The 21,265-nt window shown below is 72.3% G+C and carries 16 protein-coding genes; 13 read left to right on the top strand and 3 right to left on the bottom strand.

Annotated elements, in window-relative coordinates; translation table 11 throughout:
• Positions 1-236: 236 nt before the first annotated feature.
• Entirely contained in the window at positions 237-1,979 is a 1,743-nt protein-coding gene (locus JS756_RS18555) for a dolichyl-phosphate-mannose--protein mannosyltransferase (protein ID WP_205384223.1), read from the bottom strand.
• A 96-nt stretch (positions 1,980-2,075) separates the two neighbouring features.
• On the opposite strand from JS756_RS18555, the gene rsmI reads away from it, so the two are divergent.
• The 10 genes from rsmI to JS756_RS18505 all read left to right on the top strand — a co-directional run bounded on the left by rsmI (position 2,076) and on the right by JS756_RS18505 (position 15,341).
• The gene (gene rsmI / locus JS756_RS18550; RefSeq protein ID WP_205384222.1) at positions 2,076-2,924 is read left to right on the top strand and encodes a 16S rRNA (cytidine(1402)-2'-O)-methyltransferase; all 849 of its coding nucleotides are present in this window, start codon (positions 2,076-2,078) and stop codon (positions 2,922-2,924) included.
• A 369-nt stretch (positions 2,925-3,293) separates the two neighbouring features.
• A complete protein-coding gene (locus tag JS756_RS18545) occupies positions 3,294-3,719 on the top strand; it encodes a hypothetical protein (RefSeq protein ID WP_205384221.1) in 426 nt (141 codons plus the stop codon).
• A gap of 47 nt (positions 3,720-3,766) precedes the next feature.
• Complete coding sequence (locus tag JS756_RS18540; RefSeq protein WP_205384220.1) at positions 3,767-4,636, top strand: TatD family hydrolase; 870 nt, start codon at positions 3,767-3,769, stop codon at positions 4,634-4,636.
• Between the two features lie 176 nt (positions 4,637-4,812).
• Positions 4,813-6,312 carry a resuscitation-promoting factor gene (locus JS756_RS18535; RefSeq protein ID WP_307790755.1) on the top strand — a complete coding sequence of 500 codons (1,500 nt, stop codon included), beginning with the start codon at positions 4,813-4,815 and terminating at the stop codon, positions 6,310-6,312.
• A 136-nt stretch (positions 6,313-6,448) separates the two neighbouring features.
• On the top strand, positions 6,449-7,324 hold the full coding sequence (gene rsmA / locus JS756_RS18530) for a 16S rRNA (adenine(1518)-N(6)/adenine(1519)-N(6))-dimethyltransferase RsmA (protein WP_205384219.1): 876 nt from the start codon (positions 6,449-6,451) through the stop codon (positions 7,322-7,324).
• On the top strand, positions 7,321-8,214 hold the full coding sequence (locus JS756_RS18525) for a 4-(cytidine 5'-diphospho)-2-C-methyl-D-erythritol kinase (protein ID WP_205384218.1): 894 nt from the start codon (positions 7,321-7,323) through the stop codon (positions 8,212-8,214). The genes rsmA and JS756_RS18525 overlap by 4 nt, the downstream gene beginning before the upstream one ends.
• A gap of 125 nt (positions 8,215-8,339) precedes the next feature.
• Positions 8,340-10,145, top strand: a complete 1,806-nt coding sequence (locus tag JS756_RS18520; RefSeq protein ID WP_205384217.1) for an ABC-F family ATP-binding cassette domain-containing protein — start codon at positions 8,340-8,342, stop codon at positions 10,143-10,145.
• 254 nt (positions 10,146-10,399) lie between these two features.
• Positions 10,400-12,235, top strand: coding sequence for an outer membrane protein assembly factor BamB family protein (locus JS756_RS18515; RefSeq protein WP_205384216.1), 1,836 nt, complete (start codon positions 10,400-10,402; stop codon positions 12,233-12,235).
• Positions 12,236-12,299: 64 nt separating this feature from the next.
• Positions 12,300-14,390 carry an outer membrane protein assembly factor BamB family protein gene (locus JS756_RS18510; protein WP_205384215.1) on the top strand — a complete coding sequence of 697 codons (2,091 nt, stop codon included), beginning with the start codon at positions 12,300-12,302 and terminating at the stop codon, positions 14,388-14,390.
• Positions 14,391-14,669: 279 nt separating this feature from the next.
• Positions 14,670-15,341, top strand: coding sequence for a helix-turn-helix transcriptional regulator (locus tag JS756_RS18505; RefSeq protein ID WP_240203949.1), 672 nt, complete (start codon positions 14,670-14,672; stop codon positions 15,339-15,341).
• Positions 15,342-15,612: 271 nt separating this feature from the next.
• Here JS756_RS18505 and JS756_RS18500 read toward each other — a convergent pair whose 3' ends face one another.
• Positions 15,613-15,960, bottom strand: a complete 348-nt coding sequence (locus JS756_RS18500) for a hypothetical protein (RefSeq protein ID WP_205384213.1) — start codon at positions 15,958-15,960, stop codon at positions 15,613-15,615.
• Between the two features lie 21 nt (positions 15,961-15,981).
• Complete coding sequence (locus JS756_RS18495; RefSeq protein ID WP_205384212.1) at positions 15,982-17,673, bottom strand: sodium:solute symporter family protein; 1,692 nt, start codon at positions 17,671-17,673, stop codon at positions 15,982-15,984.
• A 176-nt stretch (positions 17,674-17,849) separates the two neighbouring features.
• On the opposite strand from JS756_RS18495, the gene galT reads away from it, so the two are divergent.
• Genes galT through galK form a run of 3 tightly spaced genes read left to right on the top strand, consistent with a single transcriptional unit; the run spans position 17,850 to position 21,080 of the window.
• On the top strand, positions 17,850-18,911 hold the full coding sequence (gene galT / locus JS756_RS18490) for a galactose-1-phosphate uridylyltransferase (protein WP_205384211.1): 1,062 nt from the start codon (positions 17,850-17,852) through the stop codon (positions 18,909-18,911).
• A complete protein-coding gene (gene galE / locus JS756_RS18485) occupies positions 18,908-19,867 on the top strand; it encodes a UDP-glucose 4-epimerase GalE (RefSeq protein WP_205384210.1) in 960 nt (319 codons plus the stop codon). Before galT ends, galE begins: the two co-directional genes overlap by 4 nt.
• 49 nt (positions 19,868-19,916) lie before the next feature.
• A complete protein-coding gene (galK, locus tag JS756_RS18480; RefSeq protein ID WP_205384209.1) occupies positions 19,917-21,080 on the top strand; it encodes a galactokinase in 1,164 nt (387 codons plus the stop codon).
• The last annotated feature ends 185 nt before the right edge of the window (positions 21,081-21,265 follow it).

Genomic DNA, 21,265 nt, shown 5'->3' with positions numbered 1-21,265 from the left:
ACATCCGTAACGACCAACACAGACCACGAGGGCGCGGCAGCATGCCGCACCCTCGTGGTGTGTCCGTCCAGCTAGTGCCGCACCAGGCAACGTTCGCCCCGTCGCGACGCCCGGCACGCACTCTCGCTGCACCGGACGAAAGCCCGAGTACATCCAGTACGAGGGCTTCCGTCCGGCACACCGAGAGCACGCACCGGACGCCGCTCCTCGACGGGCGAACGTTGCCTGCCGCGGCACTAGACCCAGGTGTCCAGCCACATGCGGGACCGCCACTGGTCGATGGGGATCGCGGTGCCCGTGTACAGGGGCCAGAAGTAGACGAAGTTCCACGCGATCAGCAGCACCAGCATGCCCGCACCCGCCGCGCCCGCCACGCGGCGCGTGTCGCTCGTCCCCGGTGGGCCGATGATCGCGCCGATCGTCATCGCCACCGCCAGGCACAGGAACGGCACGAAGACCACGGCGTAGAACAGGAAGATCGTCCGGTCCTGGTAGAGGAACCAGGGCAGGTATCCGGCCGCCACCCCGCAGGCGATCGCGCCCGCCCGCCAGTCGCGGCGGAAGGCCCAGCGCCACAGCACGTACAGGAGCGCGAAGCACGCCGCCCACCACAACAGCGGTGTACCGATCGCGAGGACCTCCCGCGCGCACTTCTCACCCGCGTCCGCCGGGCAGCCGTCCTTGCCCGGCGCGGGCGACTCGTAGAAGTACGACACCGGCCGGCCCAGCACGATCCAGCTCCACGGATTCGACTGGTACGTGTGCGGGGAGTGCAGGTTGACGTGGAACTCGTACACCTCGTGCTCGTAGTGCCACAGACTGCGCCACCAGTCGGGGAACAGCCACGACCAGCTGCTGTGCTTGCCGTCGGTGACGGCCCAGTTGCGGTAGTAGCCGCCGGAGCCGTCGGTCGGGGACATGATCCAGCCGATCCACGACGTGACGTAGGTGGCGATCGCGACGGGCACGGTGGCCACGAACGCGATGCCCAGGTCGTGCCGGGCGACGGCCGTGTACGGGTGGCGGGCGCCGGCGACCTTGCGGGCACCGACGTCCCACAGCACCGCCATCACGGCGAACGCCGCGAGGATGTACAGGCCGTTCCACTTGGTGCCGATGGCCAGGCCCAGCATCAGGCCCGCCGCCCAGCGCCACGGCCGCCATCCCAGGAACACCGTGTCGGCGACCCGGGCGTCCGGGCGCACCCTGCCGTCCTCGTCCACGGGCAGCGCCGCGGCCAGTCGTTCGCGCGCCCGGTCCCGGTCCACCAGCAGGCAGCCGAACGCGGCCAGCACGAAGAACATCAGCACCCCGTCGAGCAGCGAGGTGCGGCTCATCACGAAGTGCAGGCCGTCGACCGCCATCAGCGCCCCGGCCACGCAGCCCAGGAAGGTGGAGCGGAACAGGCGGCGCCCGATGCGGCACAGCAGCAGCACGGACAGCGTGCCGAGCAGCGCGGTCATGAACCGCCAGCCGAACGGGTTGAACCCGAACATCAGCTCGCCCAGCCCGATGACGTACTTGCCCACCGGCGGATGCACGACGTACGCCGCATCCGAGGGCAGCGAGACGTGGCCGCCCGAGTCGAGGATGAGCTTGTTGACGTCCTTGTCCCAGTTGACCTCGAAGCCGTGATGGACGATGGCCCAGGCGTCCTTGGCGTAGTACGTCTCGTCGAATATCACCGCGTGCGGGCTGCCCAGGTTCCAGAATCGCAGTACGCCCGCCAGCAGCGTCACCAGCAGCGGGCCGCCCCAGCCGGACCAGCGTGCGACACGGTCGGCCAACCCCGGCGGGATGCTCAGCGCCTGCCACAGCCGTGCGCCGGGCGCGGCGTACGGCGGGGCGAGCCGGGCGCGCACGTCGGCGACGGGCTGTGCGGAATAGCCGAAACGACGCAGCCGCTGCTGCCACGTCGGCTGCGCGTCGTGGGGTGCCTGGCCCTGCCGGGTGTCCATGGAGGACGCGGTACTGGTCACCGCGCCATCGTAGGGAACCCGTCTGTGGGAGTCCCGTGCCCCGGCGGTACCGGTCCGGATGCGGCTGGTTTGGGACGGCCCTGGGAGGATGGGGGTGTGACTGGAACCCTTGTTTTGGCGGGCACCCCCATCGGCGACGTCCAGGACGCCCCGCCCCGGCTCTCCGACGAACTGGCCGGCGCGGACGTGATCGCCGCCGAGGACACGCGGCGGCTGCGGCGGCTGACCCAGGCGCTGGGCGTGACGCCCAAGGGTCGCGTGGTGTCGTACTTCGAGGGCAACGAGTCCGCCCGCACCCCCGAACTGGTCGAGGAACTCCTCGGCGGCGCGCGCGTACTGCTCGTCACCGACGCCGGGATGCCGTCGGTGTCCGACCCGGGCTACCGGCTGGTGGCCGCGGCCGTCGAGAAGGACGTCCGCGTCACGGCCGTGCCCGGACCGTCCGCCGTGCTCACCGCGCTCGCCCTGTCCGGGCTGCCCGTCGACCGGTTCTGCTTCGAGGGGTTCCTGCCGCGCAAGGCGGGCGAGCGGCTGTCCCGGCTCAGGGAGGTCGCCGACGAGCGCCGCACCCTCGTCTACTTCGAGGCGCCGCACCGCCTCGACGACACCCTCGCCGCGATGGCCGAGGTCTTCGGCGCGGAGCGGCGCGCCGCCGTGTGCCGGGAGCTCACCAAGACCTATGAGGAGGTGCGCCGCGGCCCGCTGGGCGAACTGGCCGCCTGGGCCGCGGAGGGCGTGCGCGGGGAGATCACCGTCGTGGTGGAGGGCGCGCCGGAGCGCGGCCCGGAGGAGATCGGCGCCGAGGAGCTCGTGCGGCGCGTGAAGGTGCGCGAGGAGGCGGGCGAGCGCCGCAAGGAGGCCATCGCGGCCGTGGCCGTGGAGGCGGGCGTGCCGAAGCGGGAGGTGTTCGACGCGGTCGTGGCGGCGAAACAGGCGGGAGCGTGAGCGCGGGGCGGACACGCGGGGCGTGAAAACGCGGGGCGCATGCCCGGCAGGGGGCGTGCGGTGGAGAGCTGTGTGCCGAGCGCGCGGTGTGGCGATCGCGCCGAGGCGTGCGCGCCGCGGCGCGGGCGCCGCCCCTGGGCGCGGAACCGCCTCTGAGCAGGACGCATCTCCGCTGAGCGGGCGCCCCATCGGTGAGCAAAATGCGGCCGGAAAAGGCAAAGCGCTTCCGGTCGTCGACGCCCTTTTGGCAAGGAACGCCCAAATCGGCTCCAACACTCGACAGGCCACGTGCATTCGCGCCGGTCCGAGGCATCCACTGGGTGACGGGACGCGAGTGTCCCTCGTCCCAGCGGACAATCAGGAGCTGGCATGAGTGAGAGTGCAGGACGGACCGGCCTGAGGGCCGGTGCCACCGCCGTCGTCCACGAGTCGTATTCCTTCGCCTGCATGCGCTGCGGGCACGGCTGGGAACAGTCGTTCGAGATAGAGCACCACACGGACGCCGAGGGCCACGCGTACGTGATCTACGTCGCCGAGGGCCGGATCGTGCCGTCGCCGCTCCGGCGGCCGCTCTGTCAGAACTGCGACAACCACGTCGTGCGCATCATGCGGGCCGGGCGGGTGGCGTCGGTGCGTGGCGCGCAGGGACACCTGCGCAGGCCGGCACCCCAGGCCGGGCCGGTCGAGGCACCCGTGGCGGCCTCGGAGCTGCCGGTGGAAGAGCCGCGGCCGGCCGAGGACCACCACTGGCACCTGTCCGATCTCCTGCACGTCTTCCAGCGCAAGGCGGGCTGAGGGCTCGCCGCCCCGGCCGGGCATGCCCCTTTCGTAGGATCGGGGGCATGCCTTCCCACGCCGAAGCCCCACCCCTTCCCGAACCCCTCCGGGTGCCGGTCGCCGACTCCCACACCCACCTCGACATGCAGTCCGGCACGGTGGAGGAGGGACTGGCGAAGGCCGCGTCCGTGGGTGTGACGACGGTCGTCCAGGTCGGCTGCGACGTCCGCGGCTCGCAGTGGGCCGCCCGGACGGCCGCGCAGTACGACGCCGTCCACGCGGCCGTCGCCCTGCACCCCAACGAGGCCCCCCGCATCGTCCACGGCGATCCCGACGGCTGGTCGCGGCAGGGCGCCCGGGAGCCGGGAGGCGCGGCGGCGCTCGACGAGGCGCTCGCCGAGATCGACCGCCTGGCGGCGCTGCCGCAGGTCAAGGGCGTCGGCGAGACCGGACTGGACTACTTCCGCACCGGCGAGGAGGGCAAGGCCGCGCAGGAGCGGTCCTTCCGCGCCCACATCGAGATCGCCAAGCGGCACGGGAAGGCCCTGGTCATCCACGACCGCGAGGCCCACGCCGACGTCCTGCGCATCCTCAAGGAGGAGGGCGCGCCCGAGCGCACGGTGTTCCACTGCTACTCGGGCGACGCGGACATGGCAGAGATCTGCGCCCGCGCCGGCTACTACATGTCCTTCGCCGGCAACGTCACCTTCAAGAACGCGCAGCACCTGCGCGACGCGCTCGCGGTGGCGCCGCCGGAGCTGGTCCTCGTGGAGACCGACGCGCCGTTCCTGACGCCGGCGCCCTATCGCGGACGACCCAACGCCCCGTACCTCGTCCCGGTCACGGTGCGTGCCATGGCTGCGGTGCGCGGCACGGGCGAGGACGCCCTGGCGGCGGCTCTCGCCGCCAACACCGCCCGCGCGTTCGGCTACTGAGGACCAGTCCCCGCCGGTCGCCCCGCGGTCCATGCGCGGGGGTCAGCCATCCGTACGGTCGCGACCGTACGTAGTCGTGCCGCTTTGGAGAGTAACCGTCGCTCCGCTAGGTTCTGTGGGCCCGATCCGGACTCCCGCGGACCCTCCGGATCCCCGGACCTCTGGAGCGTGTCGGCGTGAGCAACTCGCAGCACAACGAGCGGGCGTACGGCGGACAGGCGTACGTGCGGACGTACGCCCCCCTCGCCGGCCCCTTCGACCCGCACACCGCGGAGACCCTCGGGTACGGCGAGTCGTACGACCCCTCGGGCGGGGCGAGGGCGTACGCCGACACCTACCGGCCCGCGTACGAGCAACGCGGGGACCTCGCGGACCACGGGCGTCAAGCGGAGCGTCCGCGCCGTGAGGCGTCCGACGCGTCGCTGCCTCGCCAGGCGGGGGGCGCGCACCCGGCCGCCGCGCCGGTCGGGCCGGCGGGCGGTCAGGAGCGCGAGGAGGAGGGGGCGCCTGCGCTCGTCGCGCGCACCGGAGCGATTCGACGTGCCGCGCGCCGACGCCGGGCCCCGTACACCGAGCGCTCGGACAGCACCGTGCGCCGTCTGCTGCCCCAGGCGCTGGTCGTCGCCTTCCTCGCGGGCGGCACAGCCGCTTTCGTCGCGGAGGACAAGGCGATCGAGCTGAGCGTCGACGGCGGCGCACCGCGCACCCTGCACACCTTCGCGGACGACGTCACCGAACTGCTCGCCGAGGAGGGTCTGACGGTGGGGGCGCACGACGTGGTGGCGCCCGCCCCCCGGGCGGAACTCCGCAGCGGGGACGAGATCGTCGTCCACTACGGTCGCCCCCTCCGGCTCACGATCGACGGCCACCAGCGCGAGGTGTGGACGACGGCCCACACCGTGGAGGGCGCCCTCGAGCAGCTGGGGGTGCGGGCGGAGGGTGCCTACCTCTCCACCTCGCGCTCACGTCCGATCGGGCGCGAGGGGCTCGCGCTGGACGTGCGCACCGAGCGCTCCGTCACGGTCATGGCCGACGGCCGCGCCCGCACCCTTCGCACCAACGCCGCCACGGTGCGCGAGGCGGTGGAGGAGGCCGGCGTCACCCTGCGCGGGCAGGACACCACCTCCGTCCCGCCCGGAAGTTTTCCGCGGGACGGTCAGACGATCACCGTGCTGCGGATCACCGGGACCAAGGAGGTGCGCGAGGAACCGATTCCGTTCGAGGTGCGGCGCATCGCCGACCCCGCGCAGTTCAGGGGCACGGAGGTCGTGGGCCGGGCCGGGCGACCGGGGCTGCGGCGCGTGACCTACTCCCTGCGGACCGTCAACGGGGTGAAGCAGAAGCCGCGCCGGACCGGCACCGAGGTGGTGCGGGAGCCGCGGATGCAGGTCGTGATGGTGGGGACGAAGCCGCTGCCGGCGTCCGTGCACGGTGCCGACGGCCTGAACTGGCAGGGTCTCGCGACGTGCGAGTCCGGCGGACGGCCGAACGCGGTCGACGCCTCGGGCACCTACGGCGGCCTCTACCAGTTCGACACCCAGACCTGGCAGAGCCTCGGCGGGCGCGGGCGGCCCCAGGACGCGCCGGCGACCGAGCAGACCTACCGCGCGAAGAAGCTCTACATGCGCCGGGGCGCGACCCCCTGGCCGCACTGCGGCGCGCGCCTGCACGGCTGAGCGCCCCGGGAACCGGAACACCATCCGCCCCGGCTCCCGGCAATCCCCGGTCCCTCCCGCCCTCTGCCGTCCCGCCGTGCACCACGCCCCCGCCACGGCGTCCGGCGGTGCCGGCGGGCCCCCGTACTCTTGTCCCGTGAGCACGAGCCCCGCCCCCGACGCCCTCCTGGGCCCCGCCGACATCCGCGAACTCGCGGCGGCCCTCGGCGTCCGCCCCACCAAGCAGCGCGGACAGAACTTCGTGATCGACGCGAACACGGTGCGCCGTATCGTCCGCACCGCTGAGGTCCGCCCCGACGACGTGGTCGTCGAGGTCGGCCCGGGACTGGGCTCCCTCACGCTCGCGCTGCTGGAGGTGGCCGAGCGGGTCACGGCCGTGGAGATCGACGACGTCCTGGCCACGGCGCTGCCCGCCACGATCGCCGCGCGGATGCCGCAGCGCGCCGACCGGTTCGCGCTCGTGCACTGCGACGCCATGCACGTCGGCGAGCTGCCCGGCCCGCCGCCCACCGCGCTGGTGGCGAACCTGCCCTACAACGTGGCCGTTCCGGTCCTGCTGCACATGCTCGACACCTTCCCGAGCATCGAACGCACCCTCGTCATGGTGCAGGCCGAGGTCGCCGACCGACTCGCCGCGGGGCCCGGCTCGAAGGTGTACGGGGTGCCGTCCGTGAAGGCCAACTGGTATGCCGAGGTCAAGCGGGCCGGCTCCATCGGGCGGAACGTGTTCTGGCCGGCGCCCAACGTCGACAGCGGCCTGGTCTCCCTGGTCCGCCGCACCGAGCCGCTGAGGACCACCGCGACCAAGGGCGAGGTGTTCGCCGTCGTCGACGCCGCGTTCGCCCAGCGGCGCAAGACACTGCGCGCCGCGCTCGCCGGTTGGGCCGGGTCGGCCGCCGCGGCCGAGGCGGCACTCGTCGCGGCCGGTGTGTCGCCGCAGGCGCGCGGCGAGGCGCTCACCGTCGAGGAGTTCGCGCGGATCGCCGAGCACAAGGAGCCCGTTCAGCAGTGAGCGTCACCGTCCGCGTACCGGCCAAGGTCAACGTCCAGCTCGCCGTGGGCGCAGCCCGCCCCGACGGCTTCCACGACCTGGCCAACGTCTTCCTCGCCGTCGGCCTGTACGACGAGGTCACCGCCACCCCGGCCGGTGACCTGGGCGTCACCTGCACCGGCCCCGACGCCGACCAGGTGCCGCTGGACCGCACGAACCTGGCGGCACGGGCGGCCGAGGCGCTCGCCGCGCGGTACGGCCGCGAACCCCGCGTGCACCTGCACATCGCCAAGGACATCCCCGTCGCCGGAGGCATGGCGGGCGGCAGCGCGGACGGCGCCGCCGCGCTGGTGGCCTGCGACGCCCTGTGGGGCACCGGGGCGCCGCGGGAGGAACTGCTGGAGATCTGCGCCGAGCTCGGCAGCGACGTGCCGTTCAGCCTGGTCGGCGGTGCCGCGCTCGGCACCGGGCGGGGAGAGCGGCTGACGGAGGTGGAGACCGGCGGCACCTTCCACTGGGTGTTCGCGATGGCGCCGCGCGGGCTGTCCACCCCGGCCGTGTTCCGTGAGTTCGACCGGCTCGCGCAGGACAGGCGCGTCCCCGGGCCCGTCGCCTCCCGGGACGTCCTCGACGCGCTCGCCAAGGGCGACCCGGACGCGCTCGCCGAGGCCCTCACCAACGACCTCCAGCCCGCCGCGCTGTCCCTGTTCCCCGAGCTGGCGGACACCCTCGCAGCGGGGCGTGCCGCGGGCGCCCTGGCCGCGCTGGTCTCCGGCTCCGGTCCGACGACGGCCCACCTCGTGCGCGACGCCGCGGCGGCGGAGAAGGCGGCCAGGGCCCTGCGCGCGTCCGGCACGTGCCGGTCCGTGCGGGTGGCGGCGGGACCCGTGCCGGGCGCGACCGTGATCTGACGGCGGCGCCCGCAGGGACCGGACCGACCGCATCGTCACACACGGTGACCGCACCCTCGCGCGTCGGCCCGCCCGCCGCAGGGCCTAGGCTTGAACGCTGACCGAACCCCCTGCGCAGGAGTGAAATGGCCGTCAACCTGGTCAATGTCGAGAACGTCAGCAAGGTGTACGGCACCCGTGCCCTGCTGGACGGCGTGTCGCTCGGCGTGTCCGAAGGGGACCGGATCGGTGTCGTGGGCCGCAACGGCGACGGCAAGACCACCCTGATCCGGATGCTCGCCAAGCTGGAGGAGGCCGACTCGGGGCGCGTCACGCACTCCGGCGGGCTGCGCATGGCCGTGCTGACCCAGCACGACTCGCTCGACCCCGAGGCCACTGTCCGCCACGAGGTCATCCGCGACATGGCCGACCACGAGTGGGCGGGCAACGCGAAGGTCCGGGACGTGCTGACCGGCCTGTTCGGCGGACTGGACCTGCCCGGGTTCCCGAAGGGGCTGGACACGGTCATCGGCCCGCTCTCCGGTGGCGAGCGACGCCGGATCGCGCTGGCGAAGCTCCTCATCGAGGAGCAGGACCTGATCGTCCTGGACGAGCCGACCAACCACCTCGACGTCGAGGGCATCGCCTGGCTCGCCCGGCATCTGCAGGAACGCCGTTCGGCCCTCGTCTGCGTCACGCACGACCGCTGGTTCCTGGACCAGGTCTGCACGCGCATGTGGGACGTGCAGCGCGGCGACGTGCACGAGTACGAGGGCGGCTACTCCGACTACGTCTTCGCCCGCGCCGAGCGCGAGCGGATCGCGGCGACCGAGGAGGTCAAACGGCAGAACCTGGTGCGCAAGGAGCTGGCCTGGCTGCGGCGCGGCGCACCCGCGCGCACGTCCAAGCCGCGCTTCCGGGTGGAGGCCGCCAACGAGCTGATCAGGGACGTGCCGCCGCCCCGCGACAGCAGCGAGCTGATGAAGTTCGCCTCCTCGCGGCTCGGCAAGACGGTGTTCGACCTGGAGGACGTGACCGTCCAGGCCGGCCCCAAGGTGCTGCTCAAGCACGTCACCTGGCAGCTCGGACCCGGCGACCGCATCGGCCTCGTCGGCGTCAACGGCGCCGGCAAGACCTCCCTGCTGCGGGCGATGGCCGAGGCGGCCCGCACGGACGGCGAGACCCAGCCGGCCGCCGGTCGCGTCGCCGTCGGCAGGACGGTCAAGCTGGCCTACCTGTCGCAGGAGGTCGCCGAACTCGACCCCACCTGGCGGGTGCTGGAGGCCGTGCAGCAGGTGCGCGAGCGCGTCGACCTCGGCAAGGGCCGCGAGATGACGGCCGGACAGCTGTGCGAGACGTTCGGTTTCGGCAAGGAGAAGCAGTGGACGCCGGTCGGCGATCTGTCCGGCGGTGAGCGCCGCAGGCTCCAGCTGCTGCGCCTGCTCATGGACGAGCCCAACGTCCTCTTCCTCGACGAGCCCACCAACGACCTGGACATCGAGACGCTGACACAGATGGAGGACGTCCTCGACGGCTGGCCCGGCTCCATGATCGTCATCTCTCACGACCGGTTCTTCGTCGAGCGCACCACCGACCGCGTGTTCGCCCTCCTCGGCGACGGCACCCTGCGGATGCTGCCGCGCGGCATCGACGAGTACCTGGAGCGGCGCCGGCGGATGGAGGAGGCCGCCGCGGTGTCCGGTGCACCCGCCGCGCCGAAGCCGGCGGGCGAGAAGAACGCAGCCGGGCAGCGGGCCGCCAAGAAGGAGCTCCAGAAGATCGAACGGCAGCTCGACAAGGTCTCCGAGAAGGAGGCGAAGCTGCACGCGCAGATCGCCGAGCACGCCACCGACTTCGCGAAGGTCGCCGAGCTCGACGCCGAGTTGCGTGAACTCGCGGGGCAGCGCGAGGAGCTGGAGATGCGCTGGCTGGAACTCGCCGAGGACGCGTAGGGGCGCAGGCGGCCCAGTGCGCCGTACCGCGCGCCTCCGCACGTGGACGGCGCATGGCGCGTGAAGGGGGCGTGAAGGCGCGTAACGACGGCATCACGGGCCCGTCCTCCCTTGGGAACAGGGGAGGACGGGCCCGATGTGCTGTCGGTCCCGAGTGATAGAAAGGGCCGTCTGAGAACTGTCCGACCACGACCACGGGTCCACCGCGCAGCTCAGGGCGTGGCTAAAAATCAGTGAACGAGGGGGAAACGCTGATGACTCAGCCGCCCGGTGAACCGCCGCAGCCGCAGGAAGGGTTCGGCGCGCCGCAGCACCAACCGCCTCAGCCGGGCGGCGTCTTCGGGGCTCCCCAGCCGCCCCAGTCCCCGCCCGCGCAGCCCCCCTCTCCGCAGTCCACGCCTCCCGGGGCCGCGCAGACCCCACCGCCTCCGCCGGGCCCGCCCGCGGGGCCGCAGCAGCCGGGCTACGGCTACCCGCAGCAGCCCGGCCCCTACGCCCCGCCCGCCGGCCCCTACGGCACGCCGCCCGCACCCGGCCCCTACACCGCGCCGGGCCGGCAGCCGGGGCCGTACGGTCAGCAGCCCGGGTACGGCTACGGCTACCCGCAGCAACCGCAGTTCCCCGGCGCGCCCGGTGCCGCGCCGGGCACAGGCTCCCGCAACCCCTTCAGGGGCAAGCCGGCCCTCACCGTCGCCGCCGCGGTGGCCGCGCTGGTCGTCATCGGCGGCACCGTGTACGCCGTCGCCGGCAGGGGCGACGAGGGCCCGAAGAACGACCGGCCCGTCGCCCGGCAGAGCGACGACCACAAGGCCTCAGAGGCCCCGGTCGACCCGGGGGACGGCCGCGGCGACGGCGGCGACGACCCCGAGGACCTCAACGCGGGCCGGGGGCCCGGCGAGTCGAAGGTGCTCTGGTACAAGACCGCACCCGACGTGCCCCGGTCCGGCGTCGACTCCCCCGGTCTGTGGATCACCGGCAAGGCGGTGGTGAAGGCGGCCTACAAGGAGGTCGTCGCCTACGACGCCGGTGACGGCAGGCCCGTCTGGAACCCCGTGACGTTCCCGCAGAAGATCTGCGCGGTCACCCGGGACAAGACGTCCGACGACAAGGTCGTCGTCGCGTACATGAGCGGCTCCAGCGACCGCGCCAAGTGCAACCAGCTCCAGCAGATCGACCTCGCCACCGGCCGCAAGGGCTGGAGCGGCAAGGTCGACGACGGCGCGCTCTTCGACAGCGCCCTCACCGTCTCCCTGACGCTCGTCGGCGACACGCTGATGGTGGGCCGTTCGCAGTCCGGCACGGCGTTCGACGTGCACAGCGGCAAGAAGCTGTACGAGAAGAAGAAGTACGGCAGCGCCTGCTTCCCGACCGCCTTCGCGGGCGGGCAGGGCAGGCTGGTGTCCGTCGCGAGCTGCGACGCCATGCGGGACACCGAGCACGAGGAGCTCCAGCAGCTCGATCCCAGGACCGGCAAGGTGCTGTGGACGCGGAAGCTGGACAAGGGCTGGACGGTCAAGCGGGCGTACTCCCTCGATCCGCTCGTCGTCTACAGCGAGAACGAGGACAAGAACCAGTGGAACATCTCCACTTTCGCGTCCGGCGGCACCTTCCGCTCCCAGGTCGGCGTCAACGAGCGCTTCGCGCCCGTGTGCAGCTGGGCCGTCCTCAGCCGTGACCTCCAGGGTTGCCTGGGCGCCGTCGCGGACGCCGACACGCTCTACCTGCCCACCGACGCCACCACCGGGCCCAACGAGATCGTCGCGATCGGCCTCGCCGACGGCAAGGAGAAGTGGCGGGTGAAGTCCCCGGCGGACGCGTCGATGATTCCGCTGCGGACCGAGGGCGGGAAGCTCGTCGCCTACGTCGAGGCGTCGTACGACGCCGGCGGGCAGGTCGTGTCGATCCCCACCGCCGGCTCCACCCACACGCCCGCGAAGCTGCTGCAGAACCCCGTGGGCACCGCGCGCGTCGAGGGCGGCTTCTACCGCTGGACGGCCGACTGGGTCGGCGGACGGTTCTACATCGCCAGCACCCGCCTGACCGGGAACGACGACGCGAAGGAGAAGCTGATGATCGCCTTCGGCAAGTGAGCCGGGCTCTCGTCCGTCATACCCTCCGTCCCCGCCGTTCCGCTTTCCCGAGGTACCCGACCCGATGACCCAGCCGCCGCCCCCGCCGTCGAACCAGCCCCAGCAGCCGGAAGACCCGGGTGCCCCGCAGGCCCCCCCGAACGACGCCCCGCAGGACACCCCCGAGCAGGGGCAGCCACAGGGCGGGTTCGGCCCGCCGCAGGACACACCGCCGCAGCCTCAGGCCGGCTTCGGACCGCCCCAGGCACCCCCGGCGTCCCCGCCGCAGACGCCCCCGGCTCCGCCGCTGTCCCAGCCGGACCTCGCCAAGGCCCCGGCCCCGCAACCGACTTATGGTTACCCGCAGGCTCCGCAGGCTCCGCAGGCTCCGCAGGCTCCGCAGGCTCCGCAGGCTCCGCAGGCCCTGGCCCACGGCCACCCGCAGGCCGCCCCTCAGACGCCGCCGCCTCCACCCCCGGGCACCCCGCCGCAGGGGCCGCCCGCCGGGCCGCCGCAGTCCGGGTACGGCTACCCGGGCGCGCAGCCGCCGGGGCCGTACGGTCAGCCGGGACCGTTCACGCCGCCGGGGGCCTACGGCCAGCCGCAGCCGGGGCCGTACGGTCAGCCGCAACCGCCCGGGCAGCCGGGGTACGGGTATCCGGGCCGGCAGCCCGGCTTCGGCCTCCAGCCTCCGACCGTGCCGATGCAGCCCCAGGCGGGCCGGGCGGGCGGCGGCCGGAAGATCAACACACAGCTGGCCGTCATCGTCGCGGCGGTCGTGGCCATCGCGCTGATCATCACCGGCGGCATCTGGTACGCCGGGTCCTCCGGAAGCGACGACAAGGGCGGCGCGGCCGCGTCGAACGGCGGCACCGGCGGTGACACGGGCGACGCCGGTGGCAAGGGCGGCGGTGACGCGAACGGCTCCGAGAAGGTGCCGTCCGACACCTCGGCCGGGATGGTCGTCCGGATCCCCGCGCCCGCGGTCGCCGACAAGCAGGTCGACAGTGTCGAGGGCTCCTGGCTGACCGACTCCGTGTATGCCAAGGCCGGCGTCTACGAGATCAACGGCTACGACCCCGGCACGGGCGCGAAGAAGTGGACGCTCCCGCTGACCGGCCAGACGTGCGCGGGCTCCCGCCAGGTGGGCACCGGCGGCATCGCCGTGGTCCTCGCCGAGGAGGCCAAGCGCAACGCCGAGGGCGACCACGAGTCCTGCACCGAGGTCACCGCGTTCGACGTCGGCACCGGCAAGGCGCTGTGGACGAAGCACATCGCCACCAGCGGCACCAAGGTGGCGTTCGGCGAGGTCGGCGTCTCCGGCACCACGGTCGCCGTGGGGGGCGGCTACAACGGTGGCGCGGCCTTCGACCTCACCTCCGGCAAGGTGCTGTGGCAGCCCAAGGTCGGCGACTGCGAGGACGCCGGATACGCGGGCGGCGAGCAGCTCGTCGCGGTCCGCCGCTGCGGCGGCTACGACGACGAGCGGTACGAGATCCAGTTGCTCGACCCGAAGACCGGCGCCGTGAAGTGGACCTACAAGCTGCCCGCCGGCATCGACAACGCCAAGGTCATCTCCACCGAGCCGGTCGTCGTCGGCGTGGACTCCGCCGACATCACCGCCTCCGGCGCCACGGACGCCTTCTCCCTGGACGACCAGGGCAAGCTGCTCTACAAGATCGGGCTCCAGGACGGGCAGTACGAGCACGACTGCCGGATCGGCCGGTACGACGGCTGCCGGGGCGCCGTGGTGGGCAACGGCAAGCTGTACGTGCCGACCAAGGAGCACGAGGGCTCGGGCAAGTTGCGGCGCACCAACGAGATCGTCGCCTTCGACCTGACCACCGGCAAGTCCACCCGGGACCGCATCGACGCCGGCGACGGGTACACGATCTACCCGCTGCGCATGGACGGGGGGAACCTCCTCGCCTACAAGGAAGGCCCGTACGACAAGGGCGACCAGGTGGTCTCGGTGGACGGCACGACCGGCAAGCAGACCCTGCTGCTGGAGACCCCGGCGTCGGACACCGTGCAGAGCGCGATCAGCTCCATGGTGCCCTCGTCGGCGGAGCTGCTGTACGGCGACGGACGGCTGTTCATGGCCAAGAGGCTGATCAGCAAGCCGTACTCGGCGGACCGCAAGCAGTACACGGCGATCGGTTTCGGCGCGAAGTAGCCCATCGGGCGCCGCGTCGGCCCCGGGCCCCGCCCCTGAACGCTCCTGTTCAGGGGCGGGGCCTTTCACTTAGCGCGTATCACGCTCGAATGTGGGGAATGTCGGCGATCCGGGGCACTTCTGTCGCGTAGGGGCAGCGCGAGGCCCGACCAGCGTGTAGCTTCCGGGAGCATGAACGACGGAGACGCCGGGGGGCGCTCTGTCCATGTGGCCCGTGGACATCCATAGTGGGCATCCAAATGGAGGGGGACTGGGGGGTTCTCTGTGGGAGTGCGGCTGATGGTGGTCGACGACCACCGACTGCTCGCCGAGGCGTTGGCCTCGGCGCTGAAGCTGCGGGGGCACCGGGTGCTCGCGGCGGCGGCGCCCGCCGCCGGGGCGGCGGAACTGGTGATCGCCCGAGCACCGGAGGTGTGCCTGCTCGGTACGGCGACGCCGGCCGAGCCCGGGATCTTCGATCCCGTGGTGAAGATCAAGCGGGAGCGTCCGCAGGTGGCGGTGCTGGTGCTGGGCCCGGTGCCGAGTCCGCGCGGCATCGCGGCGGCGTTCGCCGCGGGCGCCTCCGGCTATGTGCGGCACGACGAGCGCATCGAGGGTGTGGAGCGGGCGATCATGAAGGCGCGGGCGGGGGAGGCGGCGGTGGCCCCGCAGCTGTTGCAGGGAGCCTTCGGTGAGCTGCTGAATCCCGCCGCGCAGCCCGATGACGAGGGGCAGCGGCTCCTGCAGATGCTGACTCCGAGAGAGGTCGAGGTGCTGGTGCGGGTGGCCGACGGGGAGGACACCCGGCTGATCGCGGCGGGGATGGGGATCGCACCGTCCACCGCGCGGACGCATGTGCAACGGGTGCTGATGAAACTGGGCGTGGGATCCCGTCTGGAGGCGGCGGCGCTCGCGGCGCGGACGGGGCTCCTGGACCGCGCCGGACCGGCGCACGGGGTGGGGCCGACATAGTCGGCGACCCGGTGTGCGGTGAGGGTGCGGGCCCAAAGGGGCGCGACGGGGCAGGGGTGCAGGGCGGGCAACCGTTGGGCGCCCCGAGACGGAAGCGAGTCATGAGCGCGCCCCGGCACGCGGTGGAGGGCGCACACGGCTCGACTCCGTGACGTGCCCGCGCAAACGGCAGGGGCGCGCGCTGCAGGCGGGCCCCGTGCGCCGAACGCAGGGCGAGCGCCCCCGGCGCCGGCGCGGGAGACCCGCGCCGGCCGCGGGCCGTGCGCCCCACTCAGTCCGCGGGCTTCTGCTCCGGCGGGGCGTCCGCCGGTGGAGGCACGGTCGGCCGCAGCTTCAGCCAGGCCAGGAAGAACAGGCCCAGCACCAGCATGCCCAGGCCGGTCCAGAGATTGATGTTGACGCCCTGGGCCTTGTCGATGGCGGCGTCGGAGTCGGTCAGGCCGGTGATCGTGACGATCACGCCGTAGAGCACGAACAGGCCGCCGATGATGCGCCGCAGGTCGAAGATGCGGGTGGCGGTGGCCGACCTGTGCTCCAGCTCGACGACCTCCCGCTGGGCGTCCTCGTCGGTGTAGCCGTGGTGCGGGGGGTGTTCGGGGCCCGGGGGCTGCTCGGTCATGGTCTCTCCATCCTGCCGCGGTCAGAACGAGAACGGGATGTAGCAGGCGGCTGCGACGACCACCGCGCCCCAGCCCAGCAGGGCCGGCCTGCGGTACCAGGCGTCGTCGCCGACGGCGGGCGGTTCGGCCGTGCCGGGGGAGCCGGTGCCGTAGACCAGGCCTTGCAGTTCGTCGGCCGGTTTGGGCGCGGTGAACGGTGACACCGCGAACATCACCACCGCGCCGGCAGCGAAGCCGACGATGGCCGACACGAAGTTGGCGCCCTGGTCGGTGGGGATGCCGACGACCCCCTGCTCGTAGATCCAGAAGTAGTTGACCACCGCCGCGGTCGTGCCGGCGAGCAGCCCCCAGAAGCCGGACTTGGCGGACGCCCGCTTCCAGAACATGCCGACGACGAACACGACGAACATCGGCACGTTGAAGAACGAGAACAGCGTCTGCAGGTAGCTCATGATGTTGGAGAACGACGACGCCAGGAACGCGGTGCCGATCGACGCCAGCACGCCGATCGCGGTGATCAGCCGCCCGAACCGCACGTAGTAGCCGTCCTCGCGGTCCCGGACCACGTAGCGCGCCCAGATGTCGTTGGTGAAGACGGTGTTGAACGACGACACGTTGGCGGCCATGCCGGCCATGAACGCGGCGAGCAGCCCGGTCACGGCGATGCCGAGCACGCCGTTGGGCAGCAGCTGCTGCATCAGGTACGGGATGGCGTGGTTGTACTGCAGGTCGGAGCCGGCGGTGCCGATGTCCGGCACGAGGGCGGCGGCGACCAGGCCGGGGATCATCACCAGGAACACGATGAAGATCTTCGGGTACGCGGCGATCAGGGGCGTGCGCCGGGCCGCGGAGAGGTTCTTCGCCGACAGGGCGCGCTGCACCTCGGCGAAGTTGGTCGTCCAGTAGCCGAAGGACAGCACGAAGCCGAGGCCGAGGACGATGGTCAGCCAGTTGGCGCCCAGCGGGTTGGCGTTGCCGATGCCGGTGCCGCCCCAGGCGGTGGTGAAGTCGGCGCCGTGGGCCTCGGTGAGCGTGTCGGTCAGGGCGTCCCAGCCGCCGGCCTTCTTCAGGCCGAGCACGACGATCGGGATCAGCGCCGCGAGGATCACGAAGAACTGGAGCACCTCGTTGTAGATCGCCGAGGACAGCCCGCCGAGGGTGATGTACGCGAGGACGAAGAAGCCTGCGACGACGACGGCCATCCACTGCGGCCAGCCCAGCAGCGCCTCGACGACGATCGCGAGGGCGTAGAGGTTGACGCCGGCGATCAGGATCGCGGCAAAGGCGAACAGGACCGAACTCAGCAGGTGTGCGCCTCTGTCGAACCGCAGCAGCAGGAACTCGGGGACCGAGCGGACCCTGCTGCCGTAGTAGAAGGGCATCATCACCAGGCCGAGGAAGACCATGGCGGGGATGGCGCCGATCCAGTACCAGTGGACGGTGTAGGCGCCGTACTGGGCGCTGTTGGCCGCCATGCCGAGGATCTCGGTGGCGGCGAGGTTGGCCGAGACGAACGCCAGGCCGGTGATCCAGGCCGGCAGCGAGCGCCCGGAGAGGAAGAAGCCGAGAGTCGTCCTCACCGATGTGCGGGCGGCGAAGCCGATGCCCAGGACCACGGCGAAGTAGATCCCGAGGATCGTGTAGTCGAGCCAGTTCGTGGGGAGCCGCAGCTCCGCGGCCAGGCCGGCGGCCTGGTGCGTGGGGGTGTGCATGAGGACTCGCTTCGTCGCGCGAACTGATCCGGAACGGCGCCTACGCCTCCGGCTTCAGTTTCTGAACACTTCTGTTGATGTTCTTTGTTGGATCGTGATGCACCGAGGGCTGGTGGGTTGTGATCTGTTATGTTTGTTTGTGTTGAGTCATTGGGTGCGGTCATAGGGAGTCAGGCGTGAAGAAGACCTCGACCCGGCTGGCGGACGGTCGTGAGCTCATCTACTACGACCTGCGCGACGACGTGGTGCGGGCCGCGGTCGACCGCCGTCCGCTGGAGCGGACGGTCACCACGTCCGAGGTCCGGCACGACGTGCTCCTCGGCGACGCGGTCGCCGTCGCCTCGCACCGGCAGGGCCGTACGTTCCACCCGCCGGCCGACGAGTGCCCCCTGTGCCCGTCCGGGGCCGAGCGGCTGAGCGAGATCCCGGACTCGACGTACGACGTGGTCGTGTTCGAGAACCGCTTCCCTTCCCTGGCCGGCGACTCCGGGCGCTGCGAGGTCGTCTGCTTCACCAGCGACCACACCGCATCCTTCGCCGACCTGAGCGAGGAGCAGGCCGGGCTGGTGCTGGACGCCTGGACCGACCGGACGTCGGAGCTGTCGCATCTGCCCTCCGTCGAGCAGGTCTTCTGTTTCGAGAACCGGGGGGCCGAGATCGGCGTCACCCTCCAGCACCCGCACGGGCAGATCTACGCCTACCCCTTCACCGCCCCCCGCACCGCGCTGATGCTGCGCCAACTGGCCGCACACAAGGCGGCGACCGGAGGGGAGAACCTCTTCGACGCCGTCCTGGAGCGTGAACTCGCCGCCGAGCGGGTCATCCTGGAGGGTGAACACTGGGCCGCTTTCGTGCCCTACGCGGCGCGCTGGCCCTACGAGGTGCACCTCTACCCGAAGCGGCGCGTTCCCGACCTGCTCGGGCTCGACGGGCAGGCGCGCACAGAGTTTCCCAAGGTCTACCTGGAACTCTTGAGGCGCTTCGACCGGATCTTCGGTGAAGGGGAGCCTCCGACGCCGTACATCGCGGCCTGGCACCAGGCCCCGTTCGGCGCCCTGGAGGAGTTCGACGGCGTCCATCGCGACGACTTCGCCCTCCACATGGAGCTTTTCACGATCCGTCGCACGTCCGGCAAGCTGAAGTACCTCGCGGGCTCCGAGTCCGGCGTGAGCGTGTTCATCAACGACGTGCCGCCGGAGCGCGCGGCCCAGCGACTTCGAGAGGCAGCGAGCTCATGAGCGGTAAGTACCTGGTCACCGGCGGAGCGGGATACGTCGGCAGCGTGGTGGCCCAGCACCTGCTGGAGGCCGGCCACGAGGTCGTCGTCCTCGACAACCTGTCGACCGGCTTCCGCGAGGGCGTGCCGGCGGCCGCCGTGTTCGTCGAGGGCGACATCCGCGACGCCGCCAAGTGGCTGGACGCCTCCTTCGACGCGGTGCTGCACTTCGCCGCCTTCTCCCAGGTCGGCGAGTCCGTCGTGAAGCCGGAGAAGTACTGGGACAACAACGTCGGCGGCACCATGGCCCTGCTCGGCGCCATGCGCGAGACCGGCGTCCGCACCCTCGTCTTCTCCTCGACGGCCGCCACCTACGGCGAGCCCGCCGGCACCCCGATCACCGAGTCCGATCCGACGGCGCCCACCTCGCCGTACGGAGCCTCCAAACTCGCCGTCGACCACATGATCACCGGCGAGGCGGCGGCGCACGGGCTGGGCGCGGTCTCGCTGCGCTACTTCAACGTGGCGGGCGCCTACGGGGCGTACGGCGAGCGCCACGACCCCGAGTCCCACCTCATCCCGCTGGTGCTCCAGGTCGCGCAGGGCAAGCGGGACACCATCTCCGTCTTCGGTGACGACTACCCGACTCCGGACGGCACCTGCGTCCGCGACTACATCCACGTCGCCGACCTCGCCGAGGCCCACCTGCTGGCCCTGCGGGCCGCCCGCCCCGGCGAGCACCTGATCTGCAACCTCGGCAACGGCAACGGCTTCTCCGTCCGTGAGGTCATCGACACGGTGCGCCAGGTCACCGGCCACCCGATCCCCGAGGTGGTCGCCCCGCGCCGGGGCGGCGACCCGGCGGTCCTGGTGGCCTCCGCCGCCGCGGCCCGAGAGAAACTGGGCTGGAACCCGTCGCGCGCGGACCTGGCGGGAATCGTCGCCGACGCCTGGGAGTTCACCCGGAACCACAGGTAGACGGCGCGCGGCACGGACAGGACATGACGAAGTGTCAGAGGCAGGGGACATGAGCGAGGCTGTGGCAGGGACGGTCGCCGAGCGGTTCGCGCAGTTGTACGGCGCCGAGCCGGAGGGCGTGTGGGCGGCGCCGGGGCGGGTCAACCTGATCGGCGAGCACACCGACTACAACGACGGCTTCGTCATGCCGTTCGCGCTGCCGCACACCGCGGTCGCCGCCGTCTCCCGCCGCACGGACGGAGTGCTGCGCCTGCACTCCGCGGACGTCGAGGGCGGCGTCGCCGAACTCCGCCCGGCGGATCCGGCACCCCGGTCCGACCGCGGCTGGACGGCGTACCCGGCCGGTGTGGTGTGGGCCCTTCGGGAGGCAGGGCACCCGGTGACCGGAGCCGACATCCACCTCGCCGCCACCGTTCCGGTCGGCGCGGGCCTGTCGTCGTCGGCGGCGCTGGAGGTGGTGGTGGCCCTCGCCCTGAACGACCTGTTCGAACTGGGCCTGAGGGGCTGGCAGCTGGCCCGCCTGTGCCAGCGCGCCGAGAACGTCTACGTCGGCGCGCCCGTCGGCATCATGGACCAGACGGCCTCCGCCTGCTGCGAGTCGGGGCACGCCCTGTTCCTCGACACCCGCGACCTGTCGCAGCGGCAGATCCCGTTCGACCTCGCGGCCGAGGGCATGTGCCTGCTCGTCGTCGACACGCAGGTCGAGCACTCCCACAGCGAGGGCGAGTACGGCAGGCGCCGCGCCGGCTGTGAGAAGGGAGCGGCCCTCCTGGGCGTCGACTCTCTGCGCGACGTGGCGTACGGCGACCTGGACGAGGCGCTGGCGCGCCTCGGCGACGAGGAGGAGGTGCGCCGTCTGGTCCGCCACATCGTCACCGAGAACCACCGCGTGGAGCAGGTGGTGTCCCTGCTGACGTCCGGCGAGACCCGCGCCATCGGCCCGGTCCTCGTCGAGGGCCACGCCTCGCTCCGCGACGACTTCGCCATCTCCTGCCCCGAGCTGGACCTGGTCGTCGACACGGCCATGGCCTCCGGTGCCCTGGGCGCCCGCATGACCGGTGGCGGCTTCGGCGGTTCGGCGATCGTCCTGACGGAGGCCGCCGACGCCGACGCCGTCACCAAGGCCGTCGAGGAGGCCTTCACCGCGGCCGGCTTCACCGCCCCCCGCGTCTTCCAGGCGGTGCCCTCGCCAGGCGCCCGCCGCCTTCGCTGACCGGGCCGGCACGCCGGCGCCGGGTCCGGATCCCGGCGCCACCCCGGCGCGCAGAGGCGCGCCCGGCGTCGGGCGGGTCGGCCCGCTGCCGGTTCCCCGGACACCCGGTGCGCCCCTCCCGCGACGCCGCGTCCGCGTCGGGCGTCCGGAACCAGTAAGCGGGAGTGCGGGCCCGCGCCGGGTTC

It is taken from the genome of Streptomyces actuosus (genome assembly GCF_016921115.1).
GTDB lineage: Bacteria > Actinomycetota > Actinomycetes > Streptomycetales > Streptomycetaceae > Streptomyces > Streptomyces actuosus_A.
This window is presented reverse-complemented; position numbering and strand designations above follow the sequence as displayed.